At 58.7% G+C, this 25,889-nt stretch carries 27 protein-coding genes; 9 read left to right on the top strand and 18 right to left on the bottom strand.

What is annotated here, in order from left to right; genetic code table 11:
* A partial coding sequence (locus tag G5195_RS14330) for a hypothetical protein (protein WP_421236250.1) occupies positions 1–255 on the top strand: 255 nt, incomplete at its 5' end.
* A 222-nt stretch (positions 256–477) separates the two neighbouring features.
* Here G5195_RS14330 and G5195_RS14335 read toward each other — a convergent pair.
* From G5195_RS14335 to G5195_RS14345, 3 genes are all read right to left on the bottom strand, one after another.
* Positions 478–1,524: an NAD(P)H-dependent flavin oxidoreductase gene (locus G5195_RS14335; RefSeq protein WP_421209687.1), complete on the bottom strand. Its 1,047-nt coding sequence runs from the start codon at positions 1,522–1,524 to the stop codon at positions 478–480.
* Positions 1,521–1,799, bottom strand: a complete 279-nt coding sequence (locus tag G5195_RS14340) for a helix-hairpin-helix domain-containing protein (protein WP_158112850.1) — start codon at positions 1,797–1,799, stop codon at positions 1,521–1,523. Before G5195_RS14340 ends, G5195_RS14335 begins: the two co-directional genes overlap by 4 nt.
* Before the next feature lie 72 nt (positions 1,800–1,871).
* Positions 1,872–2,513 (bottom strand): ribonuclease T2 family protein, encoded by a 642-nt coding sequence (locus G5195_RS14345; protein WP_158112849.1) that lies wholly within the window; start codon positions 2,511–2,513, stop codon positions 1,872–1,874.
* 197 nt (positions 2,514–2,710) lie between these two features.
* Between G5195_RS14345 and G5195_RS14350 the strand changes: the two genes are divergently transcribed.
* Positions 2,711–3,271, top strand: a complete 561-nt coding sequence (locus tag G5195_RS14350) for a carbonate dehydratase (RefSeq protein WP_005335471.1) — start codon at positions 2,711–2,713, stop codon at positions 3,269–3,271.
* A gap of 80 nt (positions 3,272–3,351) precedes the next feature.
* On the opposite strand, the gene G5195_RS14355 is transcribed toward G5195_RS14350, so the two are convergent.
* Entirely contained in the window at positions 3,352–4,260 is a 909-nt protein-coding gene (locus G5195_RS14355) for an SAM hydrolase/SAM-dependent halogenase family protein (RefSeq protein WP_216979422.1), read from the bottom strand.
* Positions 4,261–4,458: 198 nt separating this feature from the next.
* Between G5195_RS14355 and G5195_RS14360 the strand changes: the two genes are divergently transcribed.
* Positions 4,459–4,923, top strand: coding sequence for a hypothetical protein (locus G5195_RS14360; protein ID WP_164536146.1), 465 nt, complete (start codon positions 4,459–4,461; stop codon positions 4,921–4,923).
* Between the two features lie 217 nt (positions 4,924–5,140).
* Positions 5,141–6,391 carry a DEAD/DEAH box helicase gene (locus G5195_RS14365; RefSeq protein WP_421236251.1) on the top strand — a complete coding sequence of 417 codons (1,251 nt, stop codon included), beginning with the start codon at positions 5,141–5,143 and terminating at the stop codon, positions 6,389–6,391.
* Between the two features lie 84 nt (positions 6,392–6,475).
* On the opposite strand, the gene G5195_RS14370 is transcribed toward G5195_RS14365, so the two are convergent.
* Entirely contained in the window at positions 6,476–7,747 is a 1,272-nt protein-coding gene (locus tag G5195_RS14370) for a hypothetical protein (protein ID WP_421236252.1), read from the bottom strand.
* Between the two features lie 288 nt (positions 7,748–8,035).
* Here G5195_RS14370 and G5195_RS14375 point away from each other — a divergent pair, with 288 nt between their 5' ends.
* Positions 8,036–9,460: a DASS family sodium-coupled anion symporter gene (locus G5195_RS14375; protein WP_421236253.1), complete on the top strand. Its 1,425-nt coding sequence runs from the start codon at positions 8,036–8,038 to the stop codon at positions 9,458–9,460.
* Positions 9,461–9,568: 108 nt separating this feature from the next.
* Here G5195_RS14375 and G5195_RS14380 read toward each other — a convergent pair whose 3' ends face one another.
* Positions 9,569–10,330 (bottom strand): CphA family subclass B2 metallo-beta-lactamase, encoded by a 762-nt coding sequence (locus G5195_RS14380; RefSeq protein ID WP_421236254.1) that lies wholly within the window; start codon positions 10,328–10,330, stop codon positions 9,569–9,571.
* Positions 10,331–10,736: 406 nt separating this feature from the next.
* Here G5195_RS14380 and G5195_RS14385 point away from each other — a divergent pair, with 406 nt between their 5' ends.
* Together G5195_RS14385 and G5195_RS14390 are read left to right on the top strand one after the other, a co-directional pair.
* A complete protein-coding gene (locus tag G5195_RS14385; protein ID WP_236562987.1) occupies positions 10,737–12,026 on the top strand; it encodes an AAA family ATPase in 1,290 nt (429 codons plus the stop codon).
* The gene (locus G5195_RS14390; protein WP_421236255.1) at positions 12,016–12,723 is read left to right on the top strand and encodes an RloB family protein; all 708 of its coding nucleotides are present in this window, start codon (positions 12,016–12,018) and stop codon (positions 12,721–12,723) included. The genes G5195_RS14385 and G5195_RS14390 overlap by 11 nt, the downstream gene beginning before the upstream one ends.
* A gap of 386 nt (positions 12,724–13,109) precedes the next feature.
* Here the strand turns inward: G5195_RS14390 and G5195_RS14395 are convergent, their stop codons facing one another.
* Together G5195_RS14395 and aguA are read right to left on the bottom strand one after the other, a co-directional pair.
* Positions 13,110–14,813, bottom strand: a complete 1,704-nt coding sequence (locus G5195_RS14395; protein WP_421236256.1) for an amidase — start codon at positions 14,811–14,813, stop codon at positions 13,110–13,112.
* A 125-nt stretch (positions 14,814–14,938) separates the two neighbouring features.
* Positions 14,939–16,036 carry an agmatine deiminase gene (gene aguA / locus G5195_RS14400; protein WP_421236257.1) on the bottom strand — a complete coding sequence of 366 codons (1,098 nt, stop codon included), beginning with the start codon at positions 16,034–16,036 and terminating at the stop codon, positions 14,939–14,941.
* A gap of 155 nt (positions 16,037–16,191) precedes the next feature.
* On the opposite strand from aguA, the gene G5195_RS14405 reads away from it, so the two are divergent.
* Complete coding sequence (locus G5195_RS14405) at positions 16,192–17,145, top strand: LysR family transcriptional regulator (RefSeq protein ID WP_058059628.1); 954 nt, start codon at positions 16,192–16,194, stop codon at positions 17,143–17,145.
* A gap of 69 nt (positions 17,146–17,214) precedes the next feature.
* Here G5195_RS14405 and G5195_RS14410 read toward each other — a convergent pair whose 3' ends face one another.
* Positions 17,215–17,781, bottom strand: coding sequence for a TetR/AcrR family transcriptional regulator (locus G5195_RS14410; protein ID WP_005335495.1), 567 nt, complete (start codon positions 17,779–17,781; stop codon positions 17,215–17,217).
* Positions 17,782–17,980: 199 nt separating this feature from the next.
* Here G5195_RS14410 and G5195_RS14415 point away from each other — a divergent pair, with 199 nt between their 5' ends.
* Positions 17,981–19,018 carry an alkene reductase gene (locus G5195_RS14415; RefSeq protein ID WP_421236258.1) on the top strand — a complete coding sequence of 346 codons (1,038 nt, stop codon included), beginning with the start codon at positions 17,981–17,983 and terminating at the stop codon, positions 19,016–19,018.
* A gap of 114 nt (positions 19,019–19,132) precedes the next feature.
* Here the strand turns inward: G5195_RS14415 and rpoS are convergent, their stop codons facing one another.
* The 9 genes from rpoS to ftsB form a co-directional block, all read right to left on the bottom strand.
* Positions 19,133–20,116 carry an RNA polymerase sigma factor RpoS gene (gene rpoS / locus G5195_RS14420; RefSeq protein WP_005362773.1) on the bottom strand — a complete coding sequence of 328 codons (984 nt, stop codon included), beginning with the start codon at positions 20,114–20,116 and terminating at the stop codon, positions 19,133–19,135.
* A 45-nt stretch (positions 20,117–20,161) separates the two neighbouring features.
* Positions 20,162–21,229, bottom strand: a complete 1,068-nt coding sequence (locus G5195_RS14425) for a LysM peptidoglycan-binding domain-containing protein (protein WP_216979431.1) — start codon at positions 21,227–21,229, stop codon at positions 20,162–20,164.
* 9 nt (positions 21,230–21,238) lie between these two features.
* Positions 21,239–21,820: a YqaA family protein gene (locus G5195_RS14430; protein ID WP_216979432.1), complete on the bottom strand. Its 582-nt coding sequence runs from the start codon at positions 21,818–21,820 to the stop codon at positions 21,239–21,241.
* Positions 21,817–22,434, bottom strand: coding sequence for a protein-L-isoaspartate(D-aspartate) O-methyltransferase (locus G5195_RS14435; protein WP_005335507.1), 618 nt, complete (start codon positions 22,432–22,434; stop codon positions 21,817–21,819). The genes G5195_RS14430 and G5195_RS14435 overlap by 4 nt, the downstream gene beginning before the upstream one ends.
* A 7-nt stretch (positions 22,435–22,441) precedes the next feature.
* Positions 22,442–23,188 carry a 5'/3'-nucleotidase SurE gene (surE, locus tag G5195_RS14440; RefSeq protein WP_216979433.1) on the bottom strand — a complete coding sequence of 249 codons (747 nt, stop codon included), beginning with the start codon at positions 23,186–23,188 and terminating at the stop codon, positions 22,442–22,444.
* Positions 23,169–24,227 carry a tRNA pseudouridine(13) synthase TruD gene (gene truD, locus G5195_RS14445; RefSeq protein WP_421222899.1) on the bottom strand — a complete coding sequence of 353 codons (1,059 nt, stop codon included), beginning with the start codon at positions 24,225–24,227 and terminating at the stop codon, positions 23,169–23,171. Before truD ends, surE begins: the two co-directional genes overlap by 20 nt.
* Positions 24,227–24,703 (bottom strand): 2-C-methyl-D-erythritol 2,4-cyclodiphosphate synthase, encoded by a 477-nt coding sequence (gene ispF, locus G5195_RS14450; RefSeq protein WP_421222897.1) that lies wholly within the window; start codon positions 24,701–24,703, stop codon positions 24,227–24,229. Before ispF ends, truD begins: the two co-directional genes overlap by 1 nt.
* Positions 24,704–24,849: 146 nt before the next feature.
* The gene (gene ispD, locus G5195_RS14455) at positions 24,850–25,542 is read right to left on the bottom strand and encodes a 2-C-methyl-D-erythritol 4-phosphate cytidylyltransferase (RefSeq protein ID WP_421222895.1); all 693 of its coding nucleotides are present in this window, start codon (positions 25,540–25,542) and stop codon (positions 24,850–24,852) included.
* Positions 25,535–25,852, bottom strand: a complete 318-nt coding sequence (ftsB, locus tag G5195_RS14460) for a cell division protein FtsB (RefSeq protein ID WP_005335520.1) — start codon at positions 25,850–25,852, stop codon at positions 25,535–25,537. Before ftsB ends, ispD begins: the two co-directional genes overlap by 8 nt.
* Positions 25,853–25,889 lie beyond the last annotated feature (37 nt).

Here is a 25,889-nt window from a genome sequence, read left to right on the forward strand (position 1 = left end):
ATTGAAAATCAAAAATTGTTTTTGATGTTCGATGCTGTGAGTGCCCACACAGATTGCTTGATTCAAATTGTTAAAGAGCGATGCAACAGAGTGTTGCTGCGGGAGTGGAATTCTACTCAACCGCCTTCTCGAGTCAAGCCTTATTTTCAAAGGCTTTTCGAGGTTATCGACTCGGCTGTTTGCGTTGCCGCTTGCCCTGTCGATGTGGCGCATTATAGAGATCCAGCTCACATTGACAAGGCTTTACCGCAATAAAATTGCAAAAAAGTGCAATTTCTTGGTTATTCATATTAACACACAGCCTTTATACAGACTTATCCACAACCAAGGGTGAAGTGAGGACGTTTTACACCGGATAAATGCCTTACAAGGGTACTGGCCTGGCACTCATCCACCATTGCCGCACTGTCGCGTCTAACGCGCAGCGCCCTCGACATCTTCTATATAAGAAGGCCTATGAGGAATATATAGAAGCGCTTATCCCAATCCAGCCTCTTTGACCCAGCACGCCATCAGCTCACCAGCGGGAAGATCCCGGCAGCCCGATACATCCTGCCCAGCCCAGAGCGGAGAGAAGCCACTATCCCCCGCCTTCTCGGCGGCGACGCGCAGCGGGGCCAGTGCGCCACTGGCATAGGGGAAGTGAGGGGCAAGATCCGAGAGCGGGCCCAGCTCTTTCATAAGACGGTTGACGATCCCCCGCGCCGGACGTCCACTGAACAGATTGGTCAGTGCCGTCTGCTGGCCCTCTGGTGAATGGATGGCGGCGCGATGCAACGCCGAGGTGGTCGCTTCATGGCAGCAGAGAAAAGCAGTGCCCATCTGCACGGCGCTCGCCCCCATTGCCAACGCGTTGGCGATCCCCTTGTCATCGACGATACCGCCAGCGGCAATCACCGGCAGATCGGTCACCGCGAGGATCTGCGCCAGCAGGGTCAAGGTGCTCTGCTGCAAGGCGAGATCATCGGAGAGGAAATGACCGCGATGGCCGCCCGCCTCCAATCCCTGAGCGATGATGGCGTCGGCACCGTGCTGGGCAAGCCATACGGCCTCCGCCACCGTGGTGGCGCTGGCCAAGACCTTGGCCCCCGCCGCCTTCACTTGGACAAGCAACTCGGGCGCGGGCAGGCCGAAGTGAAAGCTGACCACCGCCGGTCTGAACTCAGCCACCATGGCGGCATGTTCCCCATTGAAAGGTGCACGGCTTGGCGCCGTCGTAACAGCTGGGGGCTGTACGCCGAACTCGGCATAGTAGGGAGCAAGGCACTGCTGCCAGCGGGCCAGTACAACGGGATCCGGTTCCCGTTGCCGATGGCAGAAGAAGTTGATGTTAAATGGCCCAAGACCACTTTGGGCAAGACGCTCCAGTTCGCTGCGCAGCTCCGCTGGCGTGAGCATGGCGGCAGGCAAGGAGCCCAAGCCGCCCGCACGGGTCACGGCCAGCGCCAGCTCGCAGCCCTGCACACCGGCCATCGGTGCCTGAATGATGGGATAACGCATCCCCAGTTCGCTAAAGAAGCTCATCCATTCATCCCACTTGTCGTATCGGCGACCAGATGTGCACGGGCCAGCGCAATGGCGCCGTCGATGGCACTGCGCGCCTGCGGGCTGTTCTGCCAACAGGTCGAGCCCAGCATGCTGGCTACCCGCTGGACAATATGGGTGGTGTCGGCCTCGGCCAATCCGGCCAGGGTATGGTAGCCAAGCTGTTCGATCCGCTCGATAACCGTCGGCCCCACTCCTTTCACCCCGAGCAGCATTGCCCGCTCTTGCGGGCCAAACCGGTTGTTGCCATCCATCTTTCAGACTCCTTTCCGATAGCTGTGGTTAAACATCAGGCCCGCAAGGGGCCTGATGGAGAGAGTGAAGGCTTAACGCACGCTGCGCAGCAGGAAGTCCGGCTGACCACAGGAGCGACGCTCACGCTTTTGCATTTCGGCGGAGCAGGTGACCGCATCCGTCCCCTCTTTATTGACGCAGATGTAGATCTCCCGCAGGAAGCGGCCACCATCGGCGCAAGCCACCGTGATGTTGTCGGGCGCCAGCCACTGGTTGGCGCTCGCCAGATCGGCCTTGAGCTGGAAGGTGCTCTTGCGCAGCGGCGCTTCCGGGGATTGATAGGCCACCGGGATCTTCACCTTCTGGCGCAGATCGCTAGCCAGCTGATGGAAGGCCTGCTGGCTCAGACCGGAGCAGGTACCGTGCTTCTCCCACTCATGGCGATAGAGGAAACGGCTGGGGTAAAGGTCGGCAAACTCGCTCTCCATATCGGGATCGAGCCGTTCGCGGGTGCAACTGCTGGGATAACCGCGATCGTACTGAGGCCAGAGACCGTGCAGCACGAACCCCAGCTTGCGGGAACACTGGTCCCGATCCGCCGGTTTGACGGCGCAGTGCTCGGGCGACCAGGAGAGCGCCATGGCGTAATAATCAAACTCCCCCGCCTCCCCTTTGGCCTGTGCGGCCGAGGAGAGCAACAAACCACCCGCCAGCAGGGCAATCATCTTCTTCATCTATATATATCCATTTCAACCAACTAGGGAATGGCTGCAATGCTCCCATATTCCAGCGCGCGGAAACAGTGCTCCCGCCAAGGCTTGCGACAAGGGTCAGACCACTTCGGGGTTTCACCGGATAATAACGAGGCGTAAGCTGGCATCCTGGCGCCGGGTGCGCCACCGCATCATTTCAAGCAACCACAGGATGTAACATGATCCGCAAGAATCCCTCCGGCCATCTGCCTGTCATCGACGAATCCGCCTATATCGACAAGACCGCCATCATCTGCGGCAAGGTGATCATCAAAGAGAATGTCTTTGTCGGCCCCTATGCGGTGATCCGTGCCGACGAGGTGGATGAGAGTGGAGATATGGAACCCATCGTCATCGGCGCCAACTCCAATATCCAGGACGGGGTGGTGATCCACTCCAAATCCGGCGCCGCCGTCACCATCGGCGAGTACACCTCCATCGCCCACCGCAGCATAGTCCACGGGCCGTGCGAAGTGGGGAACCGGGTCTTTATCGGCTTCAACAGCGTGCTGTTCAACTGCCATATCGGTGACGGTGCCGTGGTGCGTCACAACTCGGTGATCGATGGCTGCGATCTGCCGCCGGAGTTCTACGTCCCCTCCACCACCCGTATCAACCAGCAGAGCGATCTGACCCATATCCCGCGGGTTTCGGTAGATGCCGCCGAGTTCTCCGAAGACGTGGCACACACCAATATCGATCTGGTCAAAGGGTACAAGGCGCTCTCCAACGAGTTCTGATCCCTTTCTTTATGACCAGAGAACAAAACGGGCGCCGAGGCGCCCGTTGCTGTTTCTATCTCTACTTATATATGTGCGGGTCAGGAGCACTTCTTCAGGCTGATATGCCAGTTGGCACCGGATTGCACCTGATGCTTGGCAGCGAAGCTGTCCATGTTCAGCGCCACCGACACCTGCAGCAGACTGTTGAGGTAGACCAGCGGCTGACCTTCCGGCACATCACCGAAGCTGCTGACGTAAGGGGCCTTGCCGTCATATTTGACCACATCCCCTTCACGGATCTTGATGCAGGCGTTATCCCCCTTGTTGATCCCCGCCTTGGTCAGCAAGGCATCGTCGATATTGGTCCAGACGTTGCCGTACTGCACATCGAGGATCGGGATGGTGCCCTTGAGGGTGCCATCTTTCTCTGCTACCGCAGGCTGATAGGGGATCTTCACTACCTCGGCGGGCAGCAGCGGGCCCACCTGCTCGTAGCTGATGGCGCCGGAGGCTAGCCGTGCGCCGGTATAGGCATACACATCGCGGCCGTGGAAGGTGTAGGACTTCTCGGAACCCTTGAGGCGGTTGAGTTTCTCGTCGATCTGGCGCACCGCCTCGATGCCGAAGTGCTCGGCCACCAGGGTCAGGGTGCCGTTGTCCGGAGTCACGATGTAGTGACCGCTCTTGGTCTTGAGCACCACAGACTTGCGCTCGGTGCCGACACCGGGATCCACCACGCTGACAAACACTGTGCCCTTGGGCCAATACTGCAGGGTCTGGTAGAGGCGGTAGGAGGCTTCCCAGATGTTGTAAGCCGGGATCTCGTGGGTCAGGTCATAGAGCGGCAGGGTGCGATCCACCCCGAAGGCGACCCCCTTCATGGCCGACACGGCGCCATCTTTAAGGCCAAAGTCGGTCTGGATCACCAGCGCTTCGTTGGCGGCGGCGATGCCGCTTGCCAGCATGAGGGCGAGCGCGATGGCGCGGGGTGTGGTGCGAATATCCATATCTAAACTCCTGAATCATCTGAGGATAACGAAACGGCGATAGCCATTTAGACATCCAGACTGCCACCAATGGATTTTTTTGCAAGGGGTTTGCAACAAAGTGAGGGACGACTCGCAGAAATTGTGCTCGCAAAACGTCGGCGGCGGGGGTATCAAAGGCAGAATGGGAAAACGTTTACAATAAAGGAGCTCAGCACCATGACACAACCCGTACCGGAGATGATGACCCTGCTGCTGGAGATTGGTGAACAGAGCAGTCAGCTCTGGCTGAGCCAGCCAGATGCGGCCCCGTCACACTACCCGCTGGCCTTTGGCACCCACGCCATCCAGCCCGGACCGTTTCGCAATGCGCCACCCACCCCGCTCGAACTGGAGCGGGCCATCATGGTGGTGGAAGATGAGCTGATGCGCATCGCCCCACAGATCCCGCCCGGCTTGCAGCTGACCCTGCGCAGCCAGCCATCGCTGGCCGAAGCGCTGGGGGACAATGAACTCAGCCGGGATCTGGTGGAGCAAGCCTTTGGCCAGCTGGCCGCGATGGCGGAAGGGGATCCCCTCGCCGCCAGCTTGCTGCCACGCGACGAGCACTTTGCCGCCGTGCTGCTGATCGTCAGGGAGTGGCTGCACCATCTGGCCAGCGAGAGCGTGCTGATCGTGGAGTAGTGTCATGGCTGATGCCCCTTGCACTGCCGACTCGCGGTAAAACAGAAGCGCGGCGACGAGGTCCTGCGCCACCGCCATGCGCGGCATGCAAAACCGGGAGCTATGCGCCCTTGCTCATCATCGCCTTCTGCCGCGCCCCCAGCTTCTGTTACCATCGCGGCCACGATCACTCATTGCATCGTGGCCGCAGGCCGCGATAACCCCGACTGGTGCCCCTATGTCCACAGCCTCCTTTGCCGAACTGGCCCTCTCCCACCGTCTGCAGCAGACCCTGACCGAACTGGGCTATACCGCCCCCACCCCCATTCAGGCGCACGCCATCCCCGTCATTCTGGCAGGGCGGGATCTGATGGCAGGCGCCCAGACCGGCACCGGCAAGACCGCCGCCTTTGTGCTGCCGCTGCTGGAGCAGTTGCTGGCACAGCCGCAAATGGCGTCCCTGCGCCCGATCCGCGCGCTGGTGCTGGTGCCGACCCGCGAGCTGGCGGTGCAGGTTGCCGAGAGTGTCGCGCGCTACGGCCAGGGTACCGGTCTCACCAGCACACTGGTCTACGGCGGGGTGAGTATTGCGGCGCAGGTAGCGGCGCTTCAAGCCGGAGTGGATATCCTGATCGCCACCCCGGGCCGCCTGCTCGATCATCTGCGGCAGGGGGCCTTGAGTCTGGCGGCGCTGCGTCATCTGGTATTTGACGAGGCGGACCGCATGCTCGACATGGGCTTTATGGACGAGATCAAGGCGCTGCTCAAACAGATCCCGGTGGATCGCCAAACCCTGCTCTTCTCCGCCACCTGCGACGACAACCTGTTTGCCCTCTGCAAGGTGCTGCTGCGCGACCCCGAGTTGATTGAAGTTGCACCGCGCAACACCACGGCGGCCGAGGTGGAGCAGCGGGTCTACACTGTGGACAGCGATCGCAAGCTGGCGCTGGTCGAACACATGCTGAAAGTGAAAAGGTGGGCACCGGCGCTTATCTTCAGCCGCACCCGTCAGGGGGCGGACAAACTGGCCCAGCAGCTTGGCAAGACGGGCATCAATGCGCTGGCCTTCCACGGCGATCTGTCGCAAAGCGCGCGGGAGAAGGTGCTGCTGGAGTTTCGCACCGGCACCTTGCAGGCGCTGGTCGCCACCGACGTGGCGGCCCGCGGCCTCGATATCACGGATCTCAACTATGTGATTAACCTCGAGTTCCCGTTTGTGGCCGAGGATTACGTCCACCGTATCGGTCGCACAGGCCGTGCCGGCAACAAGGGGCTCGCCATCACCCTGTTCAGTCCGGAAGATGCCCCCCTGTTGGAGAAGGTGGAAGCTGTGCTCGACACCCGTTTGCCCCAGCAGTGGTTTCCGGGCTTTGAGCCAGATCTCACCCGCTTCGAGCCCGAGCCGCGTCGCAACAGCAAGGCGGCTCAGAAGCAGCGCGCCAGAAAGCAGGCCCTCGCTGGCAACAAGGGTGGCAAGGGCAAGCGTTAAACCTCCCCTGCGCCGCCAATAAAAAAACGCCCGCACGGGCGTTTTTTGTTATCTGACAGGAGCCAGCTCTTGGCGAGTAGCACCCTAGCGGGTCGCCAGCACCAGTGGCAGGGATCGCAAGATCTGCCGCTCCGCCAGGGTCGAGAGAATAAACATCACCATATAACCGAGGCCCAGCGCCACGATAATCGCCACCACGTTGGCGGTGAATTCGGCCACCAGATAGTAGGCGGCGACCAGCGCCACTATGCCCGCCAGCCGGATCAGCAAACTCCGGGTAAAGTGGCCGTGAGCCTTGATATAGGCGAGCTGATAGCCGTTGAGCATCATAAAGATAAAGAAGATGGAGAAGTGGAACAGCACGGGCACAGCACCCACGTAGTCGGCGGGGAAGAACAGCAACACCAGCGGCTTGCCCGCCAGCAGCATCAAGCCAAAGAACGCCAGACTGACAATGGCGGATAGACGGAATATCCAGCGGCGGATCATCCGGATCTGGCGGTGGTCGCCATTGCGCAGATTGACCGCCAGCTCAGGCAGCACAAAGCGGTAGATGGGGAAGACAAACAGGGTGGTCATATAGGTGAAGATGGGACGCACTACCACCTGAAAATCCCCCAGCTCGTCGATGCTGAAATGGCGGATGGTGAGCAGCACAGTGATATAGATCATCAGGATGCTGGCCCCCGCCTCCAGCGAGGCGGTAAAGCTCTTCTTCACATAGCTCACCATCTCGGGGCCGAGCGCCACCTTGGCCAGCGGCTTGGTGGCGATAGCCCGGCGCCGCGAAACATACATATAACCGGCGATGGCGAGCGACGAGAAGGTCAGCCCATAAAAGAGCGAAGGGAGCGCATCCATCCCCAGCCCGAAATAGCAGGCCATAAACAGCATACCGTTGGCCAGCGGCTCCAGCCAGGTGACCCGGTTGGAGAGCGCATACATCCGGTACATGGCCACCAGATTGGTGAAGTAGACCTTGAGCCCCAGCCCGAAGATGACCCCCACCAGTTGCAGATACTCCACCCGGATATGGAGCCCGTGCTTGATATAGGGGATCACCGTTCCCCAGGTGAGCAGCACGATGCCGATGAGGAAGTAGCGAAAGATATTGATAATGTCCCGATCGTTTTTGGTCTGGGAGTAGCTCACCACCATGGAGGAGCGAAAACCTGTCATCAGGATAAAGGAGAGGGAGATCAGATCCACCACGCTGTTGAACAGCGCCAGCTCTCCCTTGGCGACCCACTGCGCCAGCCACACCTTGAAGGCGAAGCCAATAACGATGCTGACCAGCGAGGCCCACATCCCGGTGATAAAGGCCTGCTTGAGGCGCGCGAGAGAGGCGTATTGCATAACGAAAATGGATAACTTTCAGGGAAAAGAGAGAGGGCCATCTTATGAAAGCCCCGCCCCCTTGAACAGCCTTAATCCCGCCAGCCCCCCAGGTCGCAACGACTCCTTCACTCACCCCCCTTCATCAACCCGAGCTCACAAAGCCAAAGACGCCGTTAAAAACAGCCGCAATTAATCGAATACTCATTTGGTGTAATTGATGGATTTGGCATCCACCATTACCCCTCTTATAGTAGGGCCGAAGCGGCCTCAATCGCTCCCTCCCCACTCATTCCGGACAGGAATCTTATGAAAAAACTCACTCTCGCCCAGCTCGCCGCACTCGTGACCGTGCTGCTGGCTATCGTCTGCTGGCAGCTGCCAGCCCCGGCCGGACTGGCACCGGCGGTCTACCACACCGCCATTCTGTTTATCGCCACCATTCTGGTCATCGTCACCAACATAGCGCCGACCGGCTATATCGCCATCCTCTCCCTCGGGCTCTACGCCGTGCTCCATGCCGGTGGCGAAGCGACCCCCAAGGCGGCCATCGAAGGGGCGCTGGTCGACTTCAACCACCCGCTGATCTGGCTTATCGTCATCGCCTTCATGATTGCCAGCGCCTTTGCCAAGACCGGCCTTGGCAAGCGGATCGCCCTGCTGCTGCTCAGCCGCTTTGGCCAGTCCACCCTGCGCTCCGCCTACTGTCTGGCGGTTGCCGACTTTATTCTGGCCCCCGCTACCCCGAGCAACACGGCTCGCGCCGCCATCGTCGCCCCCATTGCCGACTCGCTGGCCAAGACCATCAACAAGGATGACCGCAAGCTGGGGCAGTTCCTGCTCTCCAGCGTCAGCGCCATGAACGACGCCTCGGCGGTCGCCTTCAGCACCGGCTTTGCCGGCAATCTGGCGCTGGTCGGCATTGCCGCCAGCGTCGCCGGGCTGACGGTCGGCTTTCGCGAATGGGCGCTCTATCTGCTGCCGCCCGCCATCGGTCTGCTGCTGCTCATGCCGCTGGTACTCTATATGGTGATCCGCCCCGAGACCCGCGATACGCCCGATGCCCCCCGCTTCGCCCGCGAGGAGCTGGCCAAGATGGGCCCACTCTCCCGCCATGAGAAGAGCCTGCTCGGGGTCTTTGTCGGTCTGGTGGTGCTCTGGGTTGGCGGCAGCAATCTGGGACTGGATGCCACCACGGTTGCCTTTCTCGGTCTGGCCGCCCTGCTGCTGCTCGGGGTGCTGAACTGGAACGATGTGAAGGGCAACGGCGCCGCCTTCGATACCCTGATCTGGTTCAGCGTGCTGATGGGGATGGCCGACAACCTGAAACGGGTCGGCTTTACCGGCTGGCTGGGGGATGAACTCTCCGGCTTTATGCACAGCACCCTCGGCGGGCTCGGCACCATTCCCATGCTGCTGGTGGTGATGGGGCTCTACCTCTTTACCTCCTACGCCTTCGCCTCGGCCACCGCCAAGGTGGTGGCGCTGGCGCCGGTGATTGCCGGGGCCCTGCTGGCGGTCGGCGTACCTGCCGAGCTCGCCATCTTCAGCATCGCCGCCATCACCAACGTCGGCTGCAACCTCGCCACCTACTCCCACGCCCGCATCCCGCTGCTGATGGGGATGGGCTATCACACCAGCGCGGAGTGGATGCGCATCGGTCTGGTGATCGCCATCGTGGGCTTTGCCGTGGTGATGAGCATCGGTCTCACCTGGTGGCAGTGGCTGATCTGATAATAAAAAAAAGGGCCCGTAACGGGCCCTTTTGCATAGAGGGTGTGCAACGTTTCATACCGGCGCTGCGCTTGCCGCACGCTGCGGCGTTTTTAAAAACAGCGCGGGTCAGCTCTGGGGCGCCGCCTTGATCAGCGCCTCGTAGTGATCAATCAGCTCAGGCCCGTGCAGCGGTGAGTCGTGCCCGCCGATCACCGTCTTGATCGGCAACTTCATCGCCTTGAGCCGCTCGATGGTCTGCGGATACTCCTTCACATTGGCAAAGCTCAGGTTGCCCAGCTTCTCCTTGAGGATGCAGTTACCATAGAGCACCTGCTCGTCGGGGAAGTAGACAAAGATGCCGTCCGGCGTATGGGCCGGGCCCGCATAGAAGGCACGCACCTTGCCATCTTGCAGCTTGAAGTCGCCATCGTGCACCACGTTGGGCAGCACCAGCGGCAGATCCGGGTACTCCGGCAGCCCCTTGCGGGTAAAGGCGACAATCTCGGCCCAGTCGCTCTTCATCAGATCCCGGGTCTGGCGCGTCGCCACCACCTTGGCCCCGATGGACTTCCAGTAGGCGTTACCGCCCGCCCGATCGGTGTGGTAGTTGGTGTTGATCACCTCCAGCACCGGCTTGCTGCTGACCCGTTTAATGAGCTTATGCAGCTCGCGGGCGGTATCCGGCGTCCAGGTCGCCCCCACCACAGTCACCCCCTTGGCCCCGAAATAGACCATGGAGTTCTCTTTGACGTAGTAGTTATCTTCAACAACATAGACAGGGCCGCTCACCTGCTTGAGTTCGATCCCAGCCGCCCGCACGCTGCCGCCCCAGAAACTCGCCATCAGCACCACGGCCCCGGCCAATCCGCACTTTATCCAACCTTTCATCATCTTGCTCCCTCGAACCAATCGCCCCCTCGCCACCCCTGTGGCAAGCCGGGCCTTTTAAGCAGTGGGCAGAAGATACGGGGGATTTGTGAGGGGAAAATGAGGTTGTGTGAAGTCTGAGTGAAGTCAGGGAACATCACAGGAAGGCGCCATTGTTTGGCAGCAAAGAGATCTCGCCCACAACTGCGTTAAATGCGATAGAAAGGCCATCCCGAAGACTGGTGGGGATGGTTAGGATTAGCGTGGGTCTCCTGATTTTCTTCACAACTCAAGCCTAACCATCTGATAACTCGAGATGATTTAATAGGTTAATAAGTATGTTCCATACGTATGACCAATCATGCATAATGTTTTAAAGGCTGTTTTTGGCATTTTTTGTCAAAAATCACACCTAAAAGAGGTACGTATGATTGTTGAACTTGTAGTTAAAAATTTTAGATCTATCAAAAATGAACAAACATTTAGCATGGCTAAATCCAAATCCATCGAGTTAGAGGACAATACATTTGTTCCAAACGCGGCTGGGGCGATCCCACTGCTGCGCTCGTCAGCTCTGTATGGTGCAAACGCAGCAGGAAAATCAAATTTGATTCGCTCTCTTAAAACAATGAGAGAAGTAGTACGAGAGTCTGCAAAAGAAAAACAACGAGGAGATTCATTATCCGTTGTACCATTTAAGTTGTCTGATGAAACTGTGAACGCACCGTCAGAATTTGAAGTAGTATTTTTTGCTGACGGTATTAAATACCAGTACGGTTTTACACTGACACAAGAGCGGATTCATGAAGAATGGTTATATGCATTTCCAAATGAACGACCACAACGATGGTTTATTAGAGCTTATGATGTAGAAACTAATGAATATGCTTGGGACTTCAGTGCCTCATTCACGGGTAAAAAACAGCTTTGGAAAGAAGCGACAAGAGACAACTCACTTTTTTTATCGACAGCAGTAATGTTGAATAGTGATAAATTAAAACCTGTATATGACTGGTTTGATAAAACCCTAAAAGTTACAGGTATTGGTGGATGGAGTCATGGATATACTGCTGACATGTGTTCTGAAGAGCATGGGAAACGTGAGATTCTGAAGTTTCTTAAAGCTGCGGATCTAGATATTAGCGATATTGTCGTTGAATCAAAAAGTATTGATGGTTCATTTTTCCCAGAAAGCATGCCTAACTCAATTCGTGATGAGTTATTAAAAGAGCTAGCAGGAAAAGAATTACTAGAGGTTAAAACAGTACATAAAAGTGATAGCGGGAAAGATGTTTTATTTGATTTGCAAGATGAATCTGATGGTACAAGGAAATTATTCTCTTTTGCCGGACCTTGGGTTGAAAGTTTAAAATCAGGAAACGTTTTATTTATTGACGAGCTTCATGATAGCTTGCACCCTAATATCGTTAAATTCCTTGTTCGGCTATTTAACAACCCGCAAACAAACCCTAATAATGCACAACTTGTTTTTACTACTCATGAAACCTCGATCTTAGACCAAAATATTTTTAGACGAGATCAGGTCTGGTTTTGTAGTAAAAATGATCGTCAGGAAACTGTCCTATATCCACTAACTGATTTTAATCCAAGAAAAGGTGTTGAAAATTTAGAAAAGTCTTATTTATCTGGTCGTTATGGTGCTCTCCCCATGGTTTCAACCCTCGATTACATGGGAGATAACCCACATGGGCTCTGATGATCTGTTTAAAAAAAGGAAAGCACGCCAAAAGGAAGAGCTGGAGCGCAAAAAGGCTACTAGAGGGTCTCACAAAAAGATCCTTATTGTTTGTGAGGGTTCAAAAACAGAACCTCTTTACTTTGAAGAAATAAGGACAGTGTTAGGCCTTAATTCAGCTGTCATCGAGATTGATGGCAGCTGCGACTCCAGCCCGAAATCCGTTGTTGAACACGCATACAATCTATATGTTCATGAGAAAAACTCTGGCGACGCATATGATAAAGTATTTTGTGTCTTTGACAGAGATGAACATACAACGTTCCATAGCTCAATAGAGTTCATTAAACATAAGAATATAGAATTTCTTGGAGCAGGTTTCAATCAAGATGATAAAGTATTCATTTGCATTATATCAGAGCCATCTTTTGAATACTGGTATCTATTACACTATCTTAATACAACAAGACCATTTACTAGGGTAGGAAAGAAAAGTGCTGGCGACCGGGTTATTGACGACTTAAAGGTTTACTATCCTGAATATGAGAAAAAGAGCAAAGGTTTTTATAAGAAGTCGCTTCATGAAGAAACTCTTGATGCAGCTATAGCTGCCTCGACAAGAATATACGACAACGCTAAAACGTCAAAAATATATAATCCAAGTACTAATGTCCATATTTTAGTGAATGAATTGACCTCATTAAAAGAACAGCAATGATAATATGGCTACAAGTATGTAGCCATTTATCTATCATTCTGTCTATACAAACCCTAAAGCCTTTTCTAATAAATATCCCCCACATCCCTTCTATACTACATAAAAGTGTAGAAAATATTGGAGATTGAATTAACTCAGCGCACTTTATACATTAACATTGAAAATAACTTTTCATGCCCCCTTATTTTTTATAATTTCAAAAAAATCTAAACCTTTTAGCTTACAACAACCAAAATCGAGGCGTGTGGGACACTACAGCATATTGACTCAAAACATGACTATTCATAGCGCGACTCCAGCAGCCAGCAAATAGGACAAAAAAGGGAGGCATGATGCCTCCTCTCTCTTTGTGCCTGACCTAACAACAATCAGGCCAGCTGTGGCGATCAAGCCAACGGTGGCGTGCGTGGCGGCACCATCCGCTTGCTGCCGGTGGACTCGAAAGCCGAGGCGAAGCGCAGCAGGTTGTTGTCGTCATAGGCGCGACCGGCGAAGGTCAGACCTACCGGCATACCGATATCGGCCATCACCCCCATGGGGACGGTGACGGTCGGCACGCCGAGGTGGCGAATGGCGAGGTTGCCGTTGGCAACCCAGATGCCGTTGCTCCAGGCGATATCGGCAGAGGCCGGATTCACATCCGCATCAGCCGGGGCGACGTCAGCGACGGTGGGGAACAGCACGGCGTCGAGCTTGAGCCCGTCCATCCAGTCCTCCAGATCCAGCTTGCGAGTCTTCTCCAGACCACGCAGACCGTCCGGCACTGTGGCGATCTCGTCCCAGGATTTCAGGCCGCGCTTGGCCATATTGACGTACTCGTCCATGCCCGCCGCCAGATCGCCCTCGCGGTTCGGCAGGGTGCCCGGATCGTGGGGGAAGATCTTCGGCCCATCGACATCCTCAAGCTTGTTCAACTTGGGATCGCCGTTGGCGCGCAGGAAGTCGTCGAACGCCCAGCCGGAGAGCTCCCACAGTTCGTCGTTGAGAAACTCCGGGCTCACGATGCCGCGATTGAACACGGTCGGCGCGCCGGGTCGGTCACCTTCGCAGTTGGAGACCAGCGGGAAGTCCACTTCAATAACTTCGGCACCAGCGGCTTCCAGCGCCTTGCGCGCCTCTTCCCACAGGGCAATCACGGTCTCGCGGGTATGGATGCGCTGACCGGTCGGGCCGCCGATGCCGGGGTTTTCGCTGGTGCCGGCCAGTTCATCCTTGTTGATAAACATGCGCGGCACGCCGAGGCGCTTGCCCTTGAGGGCATCGGCCTTGGCTGCCAGCTCCAGATAGGAAGCCGGACGCACCTCGGAGGCCTTGGGCAGCTGCACCCAAGGCTGCATGCGCCACAGATCGCCACGGGTGTCGGCATCGTCGGCGACCACTACGTCGAGCACTTCCAGCAGGTCGTTCATGGTGCGGGCATAAGGCACCACCACATCCATGGTCGGGGTCAGCGGCCAGTTGCCGCGCACCGAGATGACGCCACGGGACGGGGTGTAGGCGCACAGGCCGTTGTTGGAAGCCGGGCCACGGCCGCTCGACCAAGTCTCTTCCGCCAGACCGAAGGCGGAGAAGCTGGCGGCGGTGGCAGTACCGGCACCGTTGGAGGAGCCGGAGGCAAACGGCGCGGTCAGGTAGTCGGCGTTGTAGGGGCTCTCGGCACGGCCATAGACGCCGCGCTGCATGCCGCCATTGGCCATTGGCGGCATATTGGTTTTGCCAAGGCAGATGGCTCCGGCGGCGCGCAGGCGCTCAACGGTAAAGGCATCGCGCTGGGCTACCAGATCCTTGAAGGCCGGGCTACCGGAGGCGGCGGTCAGCCCCTTGACCAGATAGCTGTCTTTGGCGGTATAGGGGATGCCGTCGAGCGGGCTCAGGGTCTCGCCACGGGCACGGCGGGCATCGGAAGCTTCGGCCTCTTTCAGCGCATCGGGATTGGCGACCACCACGGCGTTGAGTTTGGTGGCAGTCTCTGGGCCGTTGTAGGCCTCGATACGGGCCAGATAGGCCTTGACCAGTTCGACCGCAGTAGTGCGGCCTGATTCGAGCGCGGCACGCAGCTCGGCAATGGAAACCTCGGTCACTTCGATCATGGGGATCTCCTGTAAAAGGGTGACTGTTTGTCATGATGATCGCCGCATCAGCGACGGCGACCATCACACTATCAAGGGATAAAACCCCACTGAGTGGGGTTTTGAATACTCACCGGAACCGGTTCTTATTTGCCGGAGGGGATCTGCTGGGTAATGCAGTGAATATTGCCACCGCCCAGCAGGATCTCGCGGGCCGGCACGCCGACCACGGTGTGCTCCGGGAAAATCTCTTCCAGAATGCGCTGGGCTTCGCCATCGGTGGCGGCATCCAGCAGCGGATAGACAATGCGATCGTTGGTGATGAGGAAGTTCACGTAGGAACCGGCCAGACGGCCTTCTGCCTCACGCGGCACACCGGTACCGCTCTCGACGCCGGCTGACTCCTCTTCAGTGCAGAACAGCGGGCCCGGCTGGGGCAGCTTCCACACTTTCAGCTTGCGACCCTTGGCATCGACTGCCGCTTCCAGCACCTTGAGGGCGGCCACGGAGCGGGCGTACTGGGGATCGTTCTGATCGTCAGTCCAGTGCAGCGCCACTTCACCCGGACGCACGAAGCAGCACATGTTGTCGATGTGGCCGTCGGTTTCATCCATGTAGACGCCTTCGTCCAGCCAGATAAAGCTGGTGACGCCGAGATAGTCGCGCAGGTGAGCTTCGATCTGCTCTTTGGTCAGGTGCGGGTTGCGGTTTTCGTTGAGCAGGCACTCGGCGGTGGTCAGGCAGGTGCCTTCGCCATCGACATGGATGGAGCCCCCTTCCAGAATCAGCGGCGCGTCGTAGCGAGCCATGCCGTGCTGGGCCAGCATCTGGGCAGCGACCTCTTCATCCTGATTCCACGGGTAGTAGAGACCGCCCTTGTGACCGCCCCAGGCGTTGAAGCCCCAATCCACCCCACGGCACTCGCCGGCAGCGTTGGTCACAATGGTCGGGCCGGTATCGCGGGCCCAGCAGTCATCGCTGTTCATTTCAACCAGAGTGACATGGGCGGGCATGATGGCGCGGGCCTTCTCCATAAACTGGGCCGGAACCCCCATAAAGACAGGGGTGGCACCGCCGATAGCATCGGCCACCTTGGCGAAGGTCTCTTGCGCGAAACGACCGGCTACGCGCCAGTTGTCCGGGCGAAACGGCCAGATCATCCAGACGGCCTGCTGGTGCGCCCACTCGGCGGGCATGGTGAAGCCGTCGGCGGCCGGCGTGGAGTTAATGGTCTTGATGCTCATCGCAAGGCTCCTTGCATGGATTGAGGCCCCCGATTACGCCCGATGCGGCGCGGGAACCCGGAAAAATAAGAGTGGGTCGCAGATTAAGACGTTGCGCCCCCATCCATCAAATGAATAGGATGGATTGTCCCATAAACACGACGAATAATCCCCCCATGAAACTGCACCAACTCGACCTCAATCTGCTGCTCGCGTTTGACGCCCTGATGACGCAGGGCAGCGTCACCCGCGCCGCCGAGGCGCTCTTTATCAGCCAGCCCGCCATGAGCCACTCCCTTAACCGGCTGCGCACCTTTCTCGGCGACCCGCTGCTGGTACGCACCCCGCAGGGGATGCTGCCGACCCCGCGCGCCCAGCGGCTGCACCTCGGGGTACAGCAGGCACTGCGGCTGCTGGAGCAGCAGCTCACCGAGGAAGAAGAGTTCGAGCCGAGCCAGTCGAAGCGGCGCTTCGTGCTCTGCACCACAGATTACGTGGAGTGCGTGCTGATCCCGCCGCTTATTCAGCGGCTCAGACGGCTGGCGCCGGGGGTCACCATCGAGATCCGCATCCTGCGCGACACCCTGCCCGAAGCCGAGCTGGCAAGCGGCGAGATCGATCTGGTGCTGGGCTTTGACGAATACATGCAGGTACCGGGGTATCTGGGCAAGGAGACCTGGCTCACCGAGCCGCTGGCCGGGCTGGTGCGCGCCGATCTGCCCATTGCCAAATCGGCCCCCGCCGGGGCCGAGGATGACCCCTCCCAGTGGATGGAGCGCATCACCTTGCAGCAGCTTATCGCCATGCCCCATGTGTTCCACTCGCCCCTTGGCACCTCGGAGGCGAGCCTCGACCGCTATCTGAAGAGTCAGGGCTTTAGCCGCACCATCTCGGTCAACAGCCAGAGCTATATGTCCGCCGCCGCCATCGTCAGCCAGAGCGATCACCTCTTGGTGCTGCCCAGCATGGTGGCCGAGCTGCTCGCCACCCACTGGCCGCTGAAAAGCCTGCCGCTGCCCGAAGACGTGCCGGATTATCACCTCAACTGCGTCTGGCACCCCGTGCACGCGCAACAACCCGCACTGGTATGGCTGAAAGATTTGATGAAAGAGCTGGTGGGGCCGAGGTAATGCTGAGGTAAGCCTCCCAAAAACAACAGTGGCTCCCGAGGGAGCCACTGTTGTTTCTGCTGTATCGCGTTACGCCCGCAGGGCCCGCATCAGCTGGGCGACTACGTCGTCGAGCAGGGGGCGATCGGGACGGCACTGGGCGAAGGTGACCAACCCTTGCAGGTTGATCAGCAGCAGGGCGGTGAGGGTGTGGATATTGCTATCCGGGGCCAGCTCGCCCTTGGCCTGCGCCTGTGTCAGCAACTCGGCCAGATCCTGCTCCAGCTCGCCATAGATCCCCTTGACCCGCTGGGTCAGCTCCTCATCCTGCTCGCTCAGCTCCATCATGGTGCGGGTCACCAGACAGGAGCCGCAGAGCGCCTCCCCCACAATCCGGTCGAGATAGGCAGCAAGGCCCGCCAGCGGGCTCGGGTTGTCGAGCAATGAGCGGCGCAGGGTGCGTTTACCCTCGACATAGTGATCCACCGCCGCCAGCAGCAGGCCGCGCTTGTTGCCAAAGGCGCCGTAAATGCTGCCCGGGTGCAGGCCGGTGGCGGCCACCAGCTCCTGCATGGTGGTCTTGGCATATCCCTTGGCGCGAAACGCTTCCATGGCATTTCGCAGTACCTCGTCCCGATCAAACTCGGCTATGCGCATGGTTCCTCCCGTGGGAAATGGTTCACCGGCAAGAGGCAACAGGGCCCGCCGATAAAGAGTGGCTGGAAAGGGCGGCAAGTTTACCCCAGCCGCCCGCTCGGGCCAACCTTCTTGAACGCGCATTCAAAAAAAGCTTGCACCCGACGCAAAAAACGTCTTGAATGCACGTTCAAGAATAACCCGTTCAGGACAACCTATCATGAATACTCTGTTTCAGCCGTATCGACTCAATGACACTCTGACCCTGGCCAACCGTTTCATGATGGCCCCGCTCACCCGCTGCATGGCAGGCCCAGGTCTGGTGCCGACCGAGCAGATGGCAGCCTATTACGGCCGCCGCGCCGACATCGGCCTGATTGTTTCCGAGGCCGTCATCATCCGCCCCGACGCGCAGGGCTACCCCAATACCCCGGGTCTCTTCACTCAGGCGCAGATCGATGGCTGGAAGAGAGTGACCAGCGCCGTGCACGCCAAGGGCGGCAAGATCTTCGCCCAGCTGTGGCACGTCGGCCGCCTCTCCCACCCCTTCTTCCATCAGGCGGAAGTGCTGGCCCCCTCTGCCGTGGCGCACGAGGGCACTGTGCCCCGCATGCGCGAGCTGACCTATCAGGTGCCGCGTGCCCTGACCGAGGCCGAAATCACCCAGCTGGTGCAGGATTACGCCCAAGCCGCAGCCAACGCCATCGAGGCGGGCTTTGACGGGGTGGAGATCCACGGTGCCAATGGCTACCTGATCGATCAGTTCCTGCACCACTCCACCAACCTGCGCAGCGACAACTACGGTGGCAGCCCGGAAAAGATGAGCCGCTTCGCGCTGGAAGTGGTCGATGCCATCAGCGCCCGTATCGGTGGTGATCGGGTTGGTATTCGTCTCTCCCCGGGTGCCTATGTCCATCTGGCGGGCAGCCCGGAAGATCGCGCTGTGTTCGACTACCTGCTGGGCAAGCTGAACGATCGCCCGCTGGCCTATGTGCACCTCGGCATCTTTGATGACAACCTCACCTTCGATTATCTGGGTGGCCGCGCCTCCGACTATCTGCGCGCCCACTACAAGGGCAATCTGGTCGGGGTGGGCAACTACGACGCCGAACGCGCCGCTGCGGCCATTGAGGCCAACCGCTTCGATCTGGTGGCTATCGGTCGTCCGCTTATCGCCAACCCGGACTATCTCGCTAAAGTGAAAAATGGCGAAGCACTGGTGCCCTACGCCGACACCATGCTGGCTGAGCTGGTATAACCACGAAGCCATCGCCAGACGACAGGCAATAAAAAACGAGGGGAGCGATTGCTCCCCTCGTGCTATCTGGCTGATGCGCTGATCAGCTGGTGCAGACTTAATTGGTGCGGATGCTTAATTGGTACGAAATAGCGCCTCGATGGAGAGCCCCTGACTCAGCAGGATCTCCCGCAGACGGCGCAGCCCCTCCACCTGGATCTGGCGTACCCGCTCGCGGGTCAGGCCAATCTCGGCCCCCACATCCTCGAGGGTAGCGGGCTCGTAGCCCAGCAGACCGAAACGACGGGCCAGCACTTCCCGCTGCTTGGGATTAAGCTCCTCCAGCCAGTGGACAATGCTGCTGCGCATATCATCTTCCTGAGACTCCAGCTCCGGCCCCATGCCACGCTCGTCGGACAGCACATCCAGCAGCGCCTTGTCGCGATCGCCACCGATGGGGGTATCCACCGAGGTGATCTTCTCGTTGAGTTTGAGCATGCGGTTCACGTCGTCCACCGAACGATCCAGCGCGAAGGCGATATCCTCGGCGGTCGGTTCATGATCGAGACGGTGAGAGAGTTCGCGCGCGGTGCGCAGGTAAACGTTTAACTCTTTGACCACATGAATGGGCAGACGGATGGTGCGGGTCTGGTTCATGATGGCCCGCTCGATGGTCTGGCGGATCCACCAGGTGGCATAGGTAGAGAAACGGAAGCCGCGCTCGGGGTCAAACTTCTCGACCGCACGGATAAGACCGAGGTTGCCCTCTTCGATGAGATCCAGCAGCACCAGGCCGCGGTTGTTGTAACGGCGGGCGATTTTCACCACCAGTCGCAGGTTGGACTCGATCATGCGCTTGCGGGCGGCTTTGTCACCGCGCAAGGCACGACGGGCGTAGTAGACTTCCTCTTCGGCAGTGAGCAGCGGGGAGAAACCTATCTCCCCCAGATAGAGTTGCGTGGCATCCATCACCTTGTTCAGCTCAGGTGCCAGCAACTCATCGGAGATAATATCTTCCGCCTCGGCGGCTACCTCCTGCAACTCTTCTACTTCGTGAGATTCGGGTTCAGCGTCAAACTCTAACTCTGCATCCTGCATTACCAGTTGTTCTTGGCTCATGGTGTGTCTCCCTGACGTTACCAGAGTAAGACGGTCTCTCTGGGGTTAACGCTTTGGCAAATAGCTCATCGGATTGATCGACTTGCCTCTGTACCGGATCTCGAAATGCAATCGCACATCCGGCGCGTCCGTGCTACCCATGTTGGCAATGACCGAGCCCCCCTTGACGCTGTCCCCTTCCTTCACCCGCAACTCGTCGTTGTGTGCGTAGGCGGAGAGATAGTCATCATCATGCTTGAGGATAATCAGCTTGCCATACCCCCTTAAAGCACTGCCAGCGTATACCACTTTACCGCTGCTGGCGGCGTAGACGGGTTGCCCCTTCTGGCCGGCTATGTCGATCCCCTTGTTACCCTGTTCTGCAACAGAGAACCCCTCGACAATCCGACCTTTTGCGGGCCAGTGCCAAGCAAGTCTCGACTGGGAGTTGTTTGTTTTTTGTTCTTTGACCTGAGCGTATTCCTTCGGTGCTGCCGGAGCAACGGATTTCTGAGAGATGAACGGCGTGGTCTGACCAGATCCGCTAGGCTCGGCCAACGGACGCGGACCGCTGCTCGGACGGCTCACGGCCACCGGCGTCACGGTTGTCGGACGAGTCACAGCCACCATCTGGGTTGTGTTGCCACCGGACTGTACATTGAGCACCTGACCCGGTTGCAGCGCATAAGGGGCGCTCAGGTTATTGCTCTGGGCCAGCGCCTGCGCACTCATGCCAAACTGGCGACCGATGCTGCTCAGGGTATCGCCGCGACGTACCTGATAGGTCCCCGTACTGCGGCTGCTGCCAACACTGGCACTGGAGCCATCGAGGCGCAGCCGCTGCCCCGGATAGATGTTGTAGGGCGGGCTGATATTGTTGAGGCTGGCCAGTGAGGGCACATCATTACCGGAGTTAAAAGCGATGGAGTAGAGAGTATCCCCCTTCTTCACCACATAGCTGCCGCCCTGAATAGGGGCGCTGACCTGGGCACCACTATGGCGAGCCGGAATGGTCGAGACGAACTGATCATCACCGACCCCATCCACCGGAGCTGCAGTTTTACTGGAGGAGCAGGCAAGCAGCAGCCAGGACAACACCACGACACTGCTTCCCTGCCAAATACGCGAACGCATAATGGATCCTTAACGACTAAACCAGAAATAGGCCACCACGGCCAGACCAATACAGAGCCAACCGAGCACATCTACATAGTGCATCAGTTTGCGTTCCATCTTCTCGCCCCCCCAACGCATCAGGCCAGCAACCAGGAAAAAGCGCATGCCACGACCGATGAGGGAGGTGATGATGAAAGGCAACAGAGCCATTTGCAACAACCCAGCCGTCACGGTAAACACCTTGTAGGGGATCGGGGTGAAGCTGGCAATGAAAATGACCCAGATCCCCCACTGCTCAAACCAGTGGCGGGCGATCTCGATCTTTCCCTGATAGCCAACAGACTCCACCAGTGGCAGCACCACCGGATCCCACAAGGCGTAGCCAAGGGCATAGCCAAACAGCGCACCCAGCACCGAGAATACGGTAGCCAGCGTAGCGTAGTGCCACGCCTTGTGCGGCTTGGCGAGCGCCATCGGCGCCAGCATCACATCCACCGGGATCGGCCAGAATACCGATTCGATAAAGGCGGTGATGGAGAGATACCAGGGAGCATGCTTGTGGCGGGCCCACTGCATCACCAGTACATACAAACGGGAAAACAACTTCACTCAACATCTCCGTCAATCAGGGGAACAAAACGTACCGGCTCCAGAATTCGGCTGGTCAGCTGGGAGCCGGATCGTTCAATCAGCTGCAGGGTCTGCTGACTGTCACCGACAGGCAACACCAGTCGCCCCCCTTCGGCCAGTTGATCGGTCAGTGCCGTCGGGATCTCGCTCGCCGCGGCCGTCACCAGAATGGCGTCATAAGGCCCCTTGTTGGGCCACCCCAACCAGCCGTTGCCGTGCTTGGCCGAGACATTGTGCAGATCGAGCTGGCGCAGCCGGCGCCGGGCCTGGAACTGCAGCGACTTGATCCGCTCAACGGTATACACATGCTCCACCAGATGGGCGAGGATCGCCGTCTGGTAACCCGAGCCAGTGCCAATCTCCAGCACATGGGCCGGATTGTTTTGCATCAGTAACTCGGTCATTCGCGCCACCATATAGGGCTGCGAAATGGTCTGGCCGTGGCCAATGGGCAGGGCGGTGTTGTCCCACGCCTTGTGTGCCATGGCCTCGTCCACGAATAGCTGACGTGGCACTTTCGCGATGGTCGCCAGCACGCGAAAATCGCGAATATCCTGTGCAATGAGCTGATTTAACAGGCGCTGTACTATCACACCACCCTCATCCCTGCAGATCTAACCAAGCCCCCAGACCGGCGAGACTGTCATAGGCAGTCATGTCGATGGTCAGAGGGGTAATCGAGACATAGCCCTGCTCGATGGCGGCAAAATCGGTACCTTCACCGGCATCCTGCTGGCTGCCGGGAGGGCCAATCCAGTAGATGGGCTGGCCACGGGGATCCTCGGTATGGATCACCGACTCCGCCCGGTGGCGATTGCCAAGGCGGGTGGTCTTGATCCCCTTGATCTGTTCGAGGGGCAAGTCCGGCACGTTGACGTTGAGGATCTGATCGGCAGGCAGGGGGTGTTTCATCAGCCCCTTCACCAGCAGGGCCGCATAGTGGGCCGCCGTGGCGAAGTGGGTCTTGCCCACCAGCGAGATGGCGATGGAGGGGTAACCAAGATGGCGCCCCTCGGTGGCCGCGGCGACCGTCCCCGAATAGATGACATCATCTCCCAGGTTGGCGCCGTGATTGATGCCGGCCACTACCATGTCCGGCTCCGGGCGTACCAGCTCGTTGACTGCCAGATGCACGCAGTCGGTCGGCGTGCCTTTCACCGCATAGTAACCGCTTTGGGCAATGTGTGTGACCCGCAGTGGTACTTCCAGCGTCAGGGAGTGACTCGCACCGCTACGGTTGCGATCCGGCGCCACCACAATGACCTCGCCACAGGCGCGCAGCGCCTCGCTGAGGGCTCTAATGCCCTCGGCATGCACACCATCATCATTACTGACCAGAATTCGCATCGGTCTGATTCCTGAAACCATGATCGGCCTCTTCGGCCTGCATTAACTCGCGCACCACGCTGGTGGCAAACGCGCCCGCCGGCAGGAAGAAGGAGAGGGTCAGCGCCTCGCCGTCCAGCTGCCAGCTCATCTGCTCCGGCTTGAGTAGCAGGGGGCGCCTGTCCTGCTCCAGCCCGGCTTTCTCCAGCCCGTCACACCAATCGCTGTAAGGAGCCAGCACGCCCTGTTCGAACTCGGCAGCGGCACCCTGACTGGCCAGACGGCCACGGCCCCACTGGGGCGCGGTGAGCTGCACATCGCCGGAGGCGAGACGCGCTTCCAGCTCGGGGGTCAGCACCTCTTCGCTAAAGATGGAGTGGCTACCCTTGAGCATCACGCAATCACCGGCCAGCAGCTGATGGGCCAGCCCCTGTTCGATACGGGCGCTGACGATGGCGTTGAACAGCATGCTGCGGGCGGCAGAGAGGTAGAGGGAACGCTTGTTGCGATCCTTGATCCGCTTGCCGGCAAACATCGCCTTGGCCGCTTCCAGGTTGTTGCCATCGCGACCAAAACGCTGCTCACCATAATAATTGGGCACGCCCTGAGTGGCGATGGCCTGCAGGCGCGCCTCCACCCCATCGGCCTGTTCCAGACCGGTGAGACGCAGGGTGAAATGGTTGCCCTTGAGGTAGCCTACCCGCAATTTGCGGTTGTGACGCCTGGCTTGCAGGATCTGGATGCTGTCGCTCTCGATAACCGACAAGTCCGGCTCGGCCTTGCCTGGCAGATGAATGCCGAACCACTGCTCGGTTACCGCGTGGCGATCCTTCAGGCCAGCCCAGGTCACCGCATTGCGGTTGACCCCGGCCGCATCGGCCAGCAGACCCGCCACCCAGGCGGTGTTCTCGCCAGTTTTGCGCACCCGGACGAAGATGTGTTCACCCTCGCCACAAGGCTCGAAGCCGAGATCCTCATTGACCACAAAATCGGCGGCCTCGGCCTTGAGGATACCGCGGGCGGTGGGCGCCCCGTGCAGATAGGCAAGTTGTTCCAGCATTATTGTTTCACCAACAGGACGACGGCTTCGGTGGCGATCCCTTCCTTGCGCCCCGTAAAACCCAATTTTTCGGTGGTGGTCGCCTTGACGTTCACCCGGTTCAAATCACATTGCAGATCGGCGGCCAGCACGGCGCACATGGCGTCGATATGGGGGGCCATTTTGGGCGCTTGGGCGATGATGGTCACATCCAGGTTGCCGATGGCATACCCCGCCTTCTGTACCCGGGCAAACACATCCCGCAGCAGGATGCGGCTGTCGATCCCCTTGAACTCGGCAGCGGTATCGGGGAAGTGGCGACCGATGTCACCGGCACCAATGGCGCCCAGCAGGGCATCGCTCACCGCGTGCAGCACCACATCGCCGTCAGAATGGGCAACCAGCCCCTGCTCGTAGGGAACCGGCACGCCACCCAGCATGCAGGGGCCAACACCACCAAATTTATGAACATCAAAACCATGACCAATGCGCATCATCAGCGGCCACCTCCCAACATGCTGAAACCAACCCCATCAATTTTGTGTACGTCCACACCATGTCCAATCCGGATCATGCTAACTCCTTGTTCGGGCCTGTTTGTTCGAGACACTCTGCTCTGAACGGTCTGTTCTGACTGAGGGGCTTATGCCTGCTGGCTTAAAAACAGCCCCGCCAGCGACAAGTCTTCCGGCCGGGTCACTTTGATATTGTCGGCGCGCCCCTCCACCATCCGCACCGCAAATCCTGCCCGCTCCATGGCGGAGGCCTCGTCGGTGATGGTGGCGCCCAGCAGCAACCCCTCTTCCAGTGCCCGCTTCAGGGCACTAGTCGGGAACATCTGGGGCGTCAGGGCATGCCAGAGCTGCTCGCGCTCGACGGTGGCGATGATATTGCCCTCCCCATCGGAGCGTTTCATGGTATCGCGCACCCGGCTGCCGAGAATGGCACCGCCGCAGTTCATGGCCGCGACAATCAGCGCATCGAGATCGCCGTGAGTCAGACAGGGGCGGGCCGCATCGTGCACCAGCACCCACTCCCCTTGCGTCAAATGGAGACCATTGAGGACGGAAAAGGCGCGCTCGGCGCCTCCCTCGACCCGCACAATGCGCGGGTCGGCCGCCACGGGCAGGGCCTCGAACCAGCGATCATGGGGCGCCAGCGCCACGATCACCTGGGCGATGGCCGGGTGGGAGAGCAGCCGCTCCAGGGTATGTTCGAGAATGGTTTTACCCGCCAGTTGCAGGTACTGCTTGGGGCAATCGGCCCCCATCCGGCTGCCGATACCGGCGGCAGGGACGATCGCCGTCAGGCCGGATACCCGGCTGGCATCAGTCATCGTAGGGCTCATCGTCCGGCGCTGTCTCTTTGTCTTTCTCTTTGGGGATGATCCGGTAGAAGGTCTCCCCCTGCTTGATGTAACCCAGATCGTTGCGCGACAACTCCTCGATGGCCTCGAGGCCAGAGGTGAGATCATCTATCTCGCGGTAAATGAGGTCGTTACGATCCTTGAGAGTCTGGTTGTCCCGCTGTTGCTGCGAGATGGCCTCCGACAGGTTCTGATAATCGGATAGCCCGTTCTTCCCCAGCCAGAGGTCATATTGCAGTCCCCCCAGCAGGAGGATCAGGATCAGGGTGAATAGCCGCATGCACTAGGTCTCCTTCAGGCGGCCTAGTGTCCCATAT

The organism is Aeromonas sp. 601039 (assembly GCF_049174415.1).
Taxonomy (GTDB): domain Bacteria; phylum Pseudomonadota; class Gammaproteobacteria; order Enterobacterales; family Aeromonadaceae; genus Aeromonas; species Aeromonas veronii_A.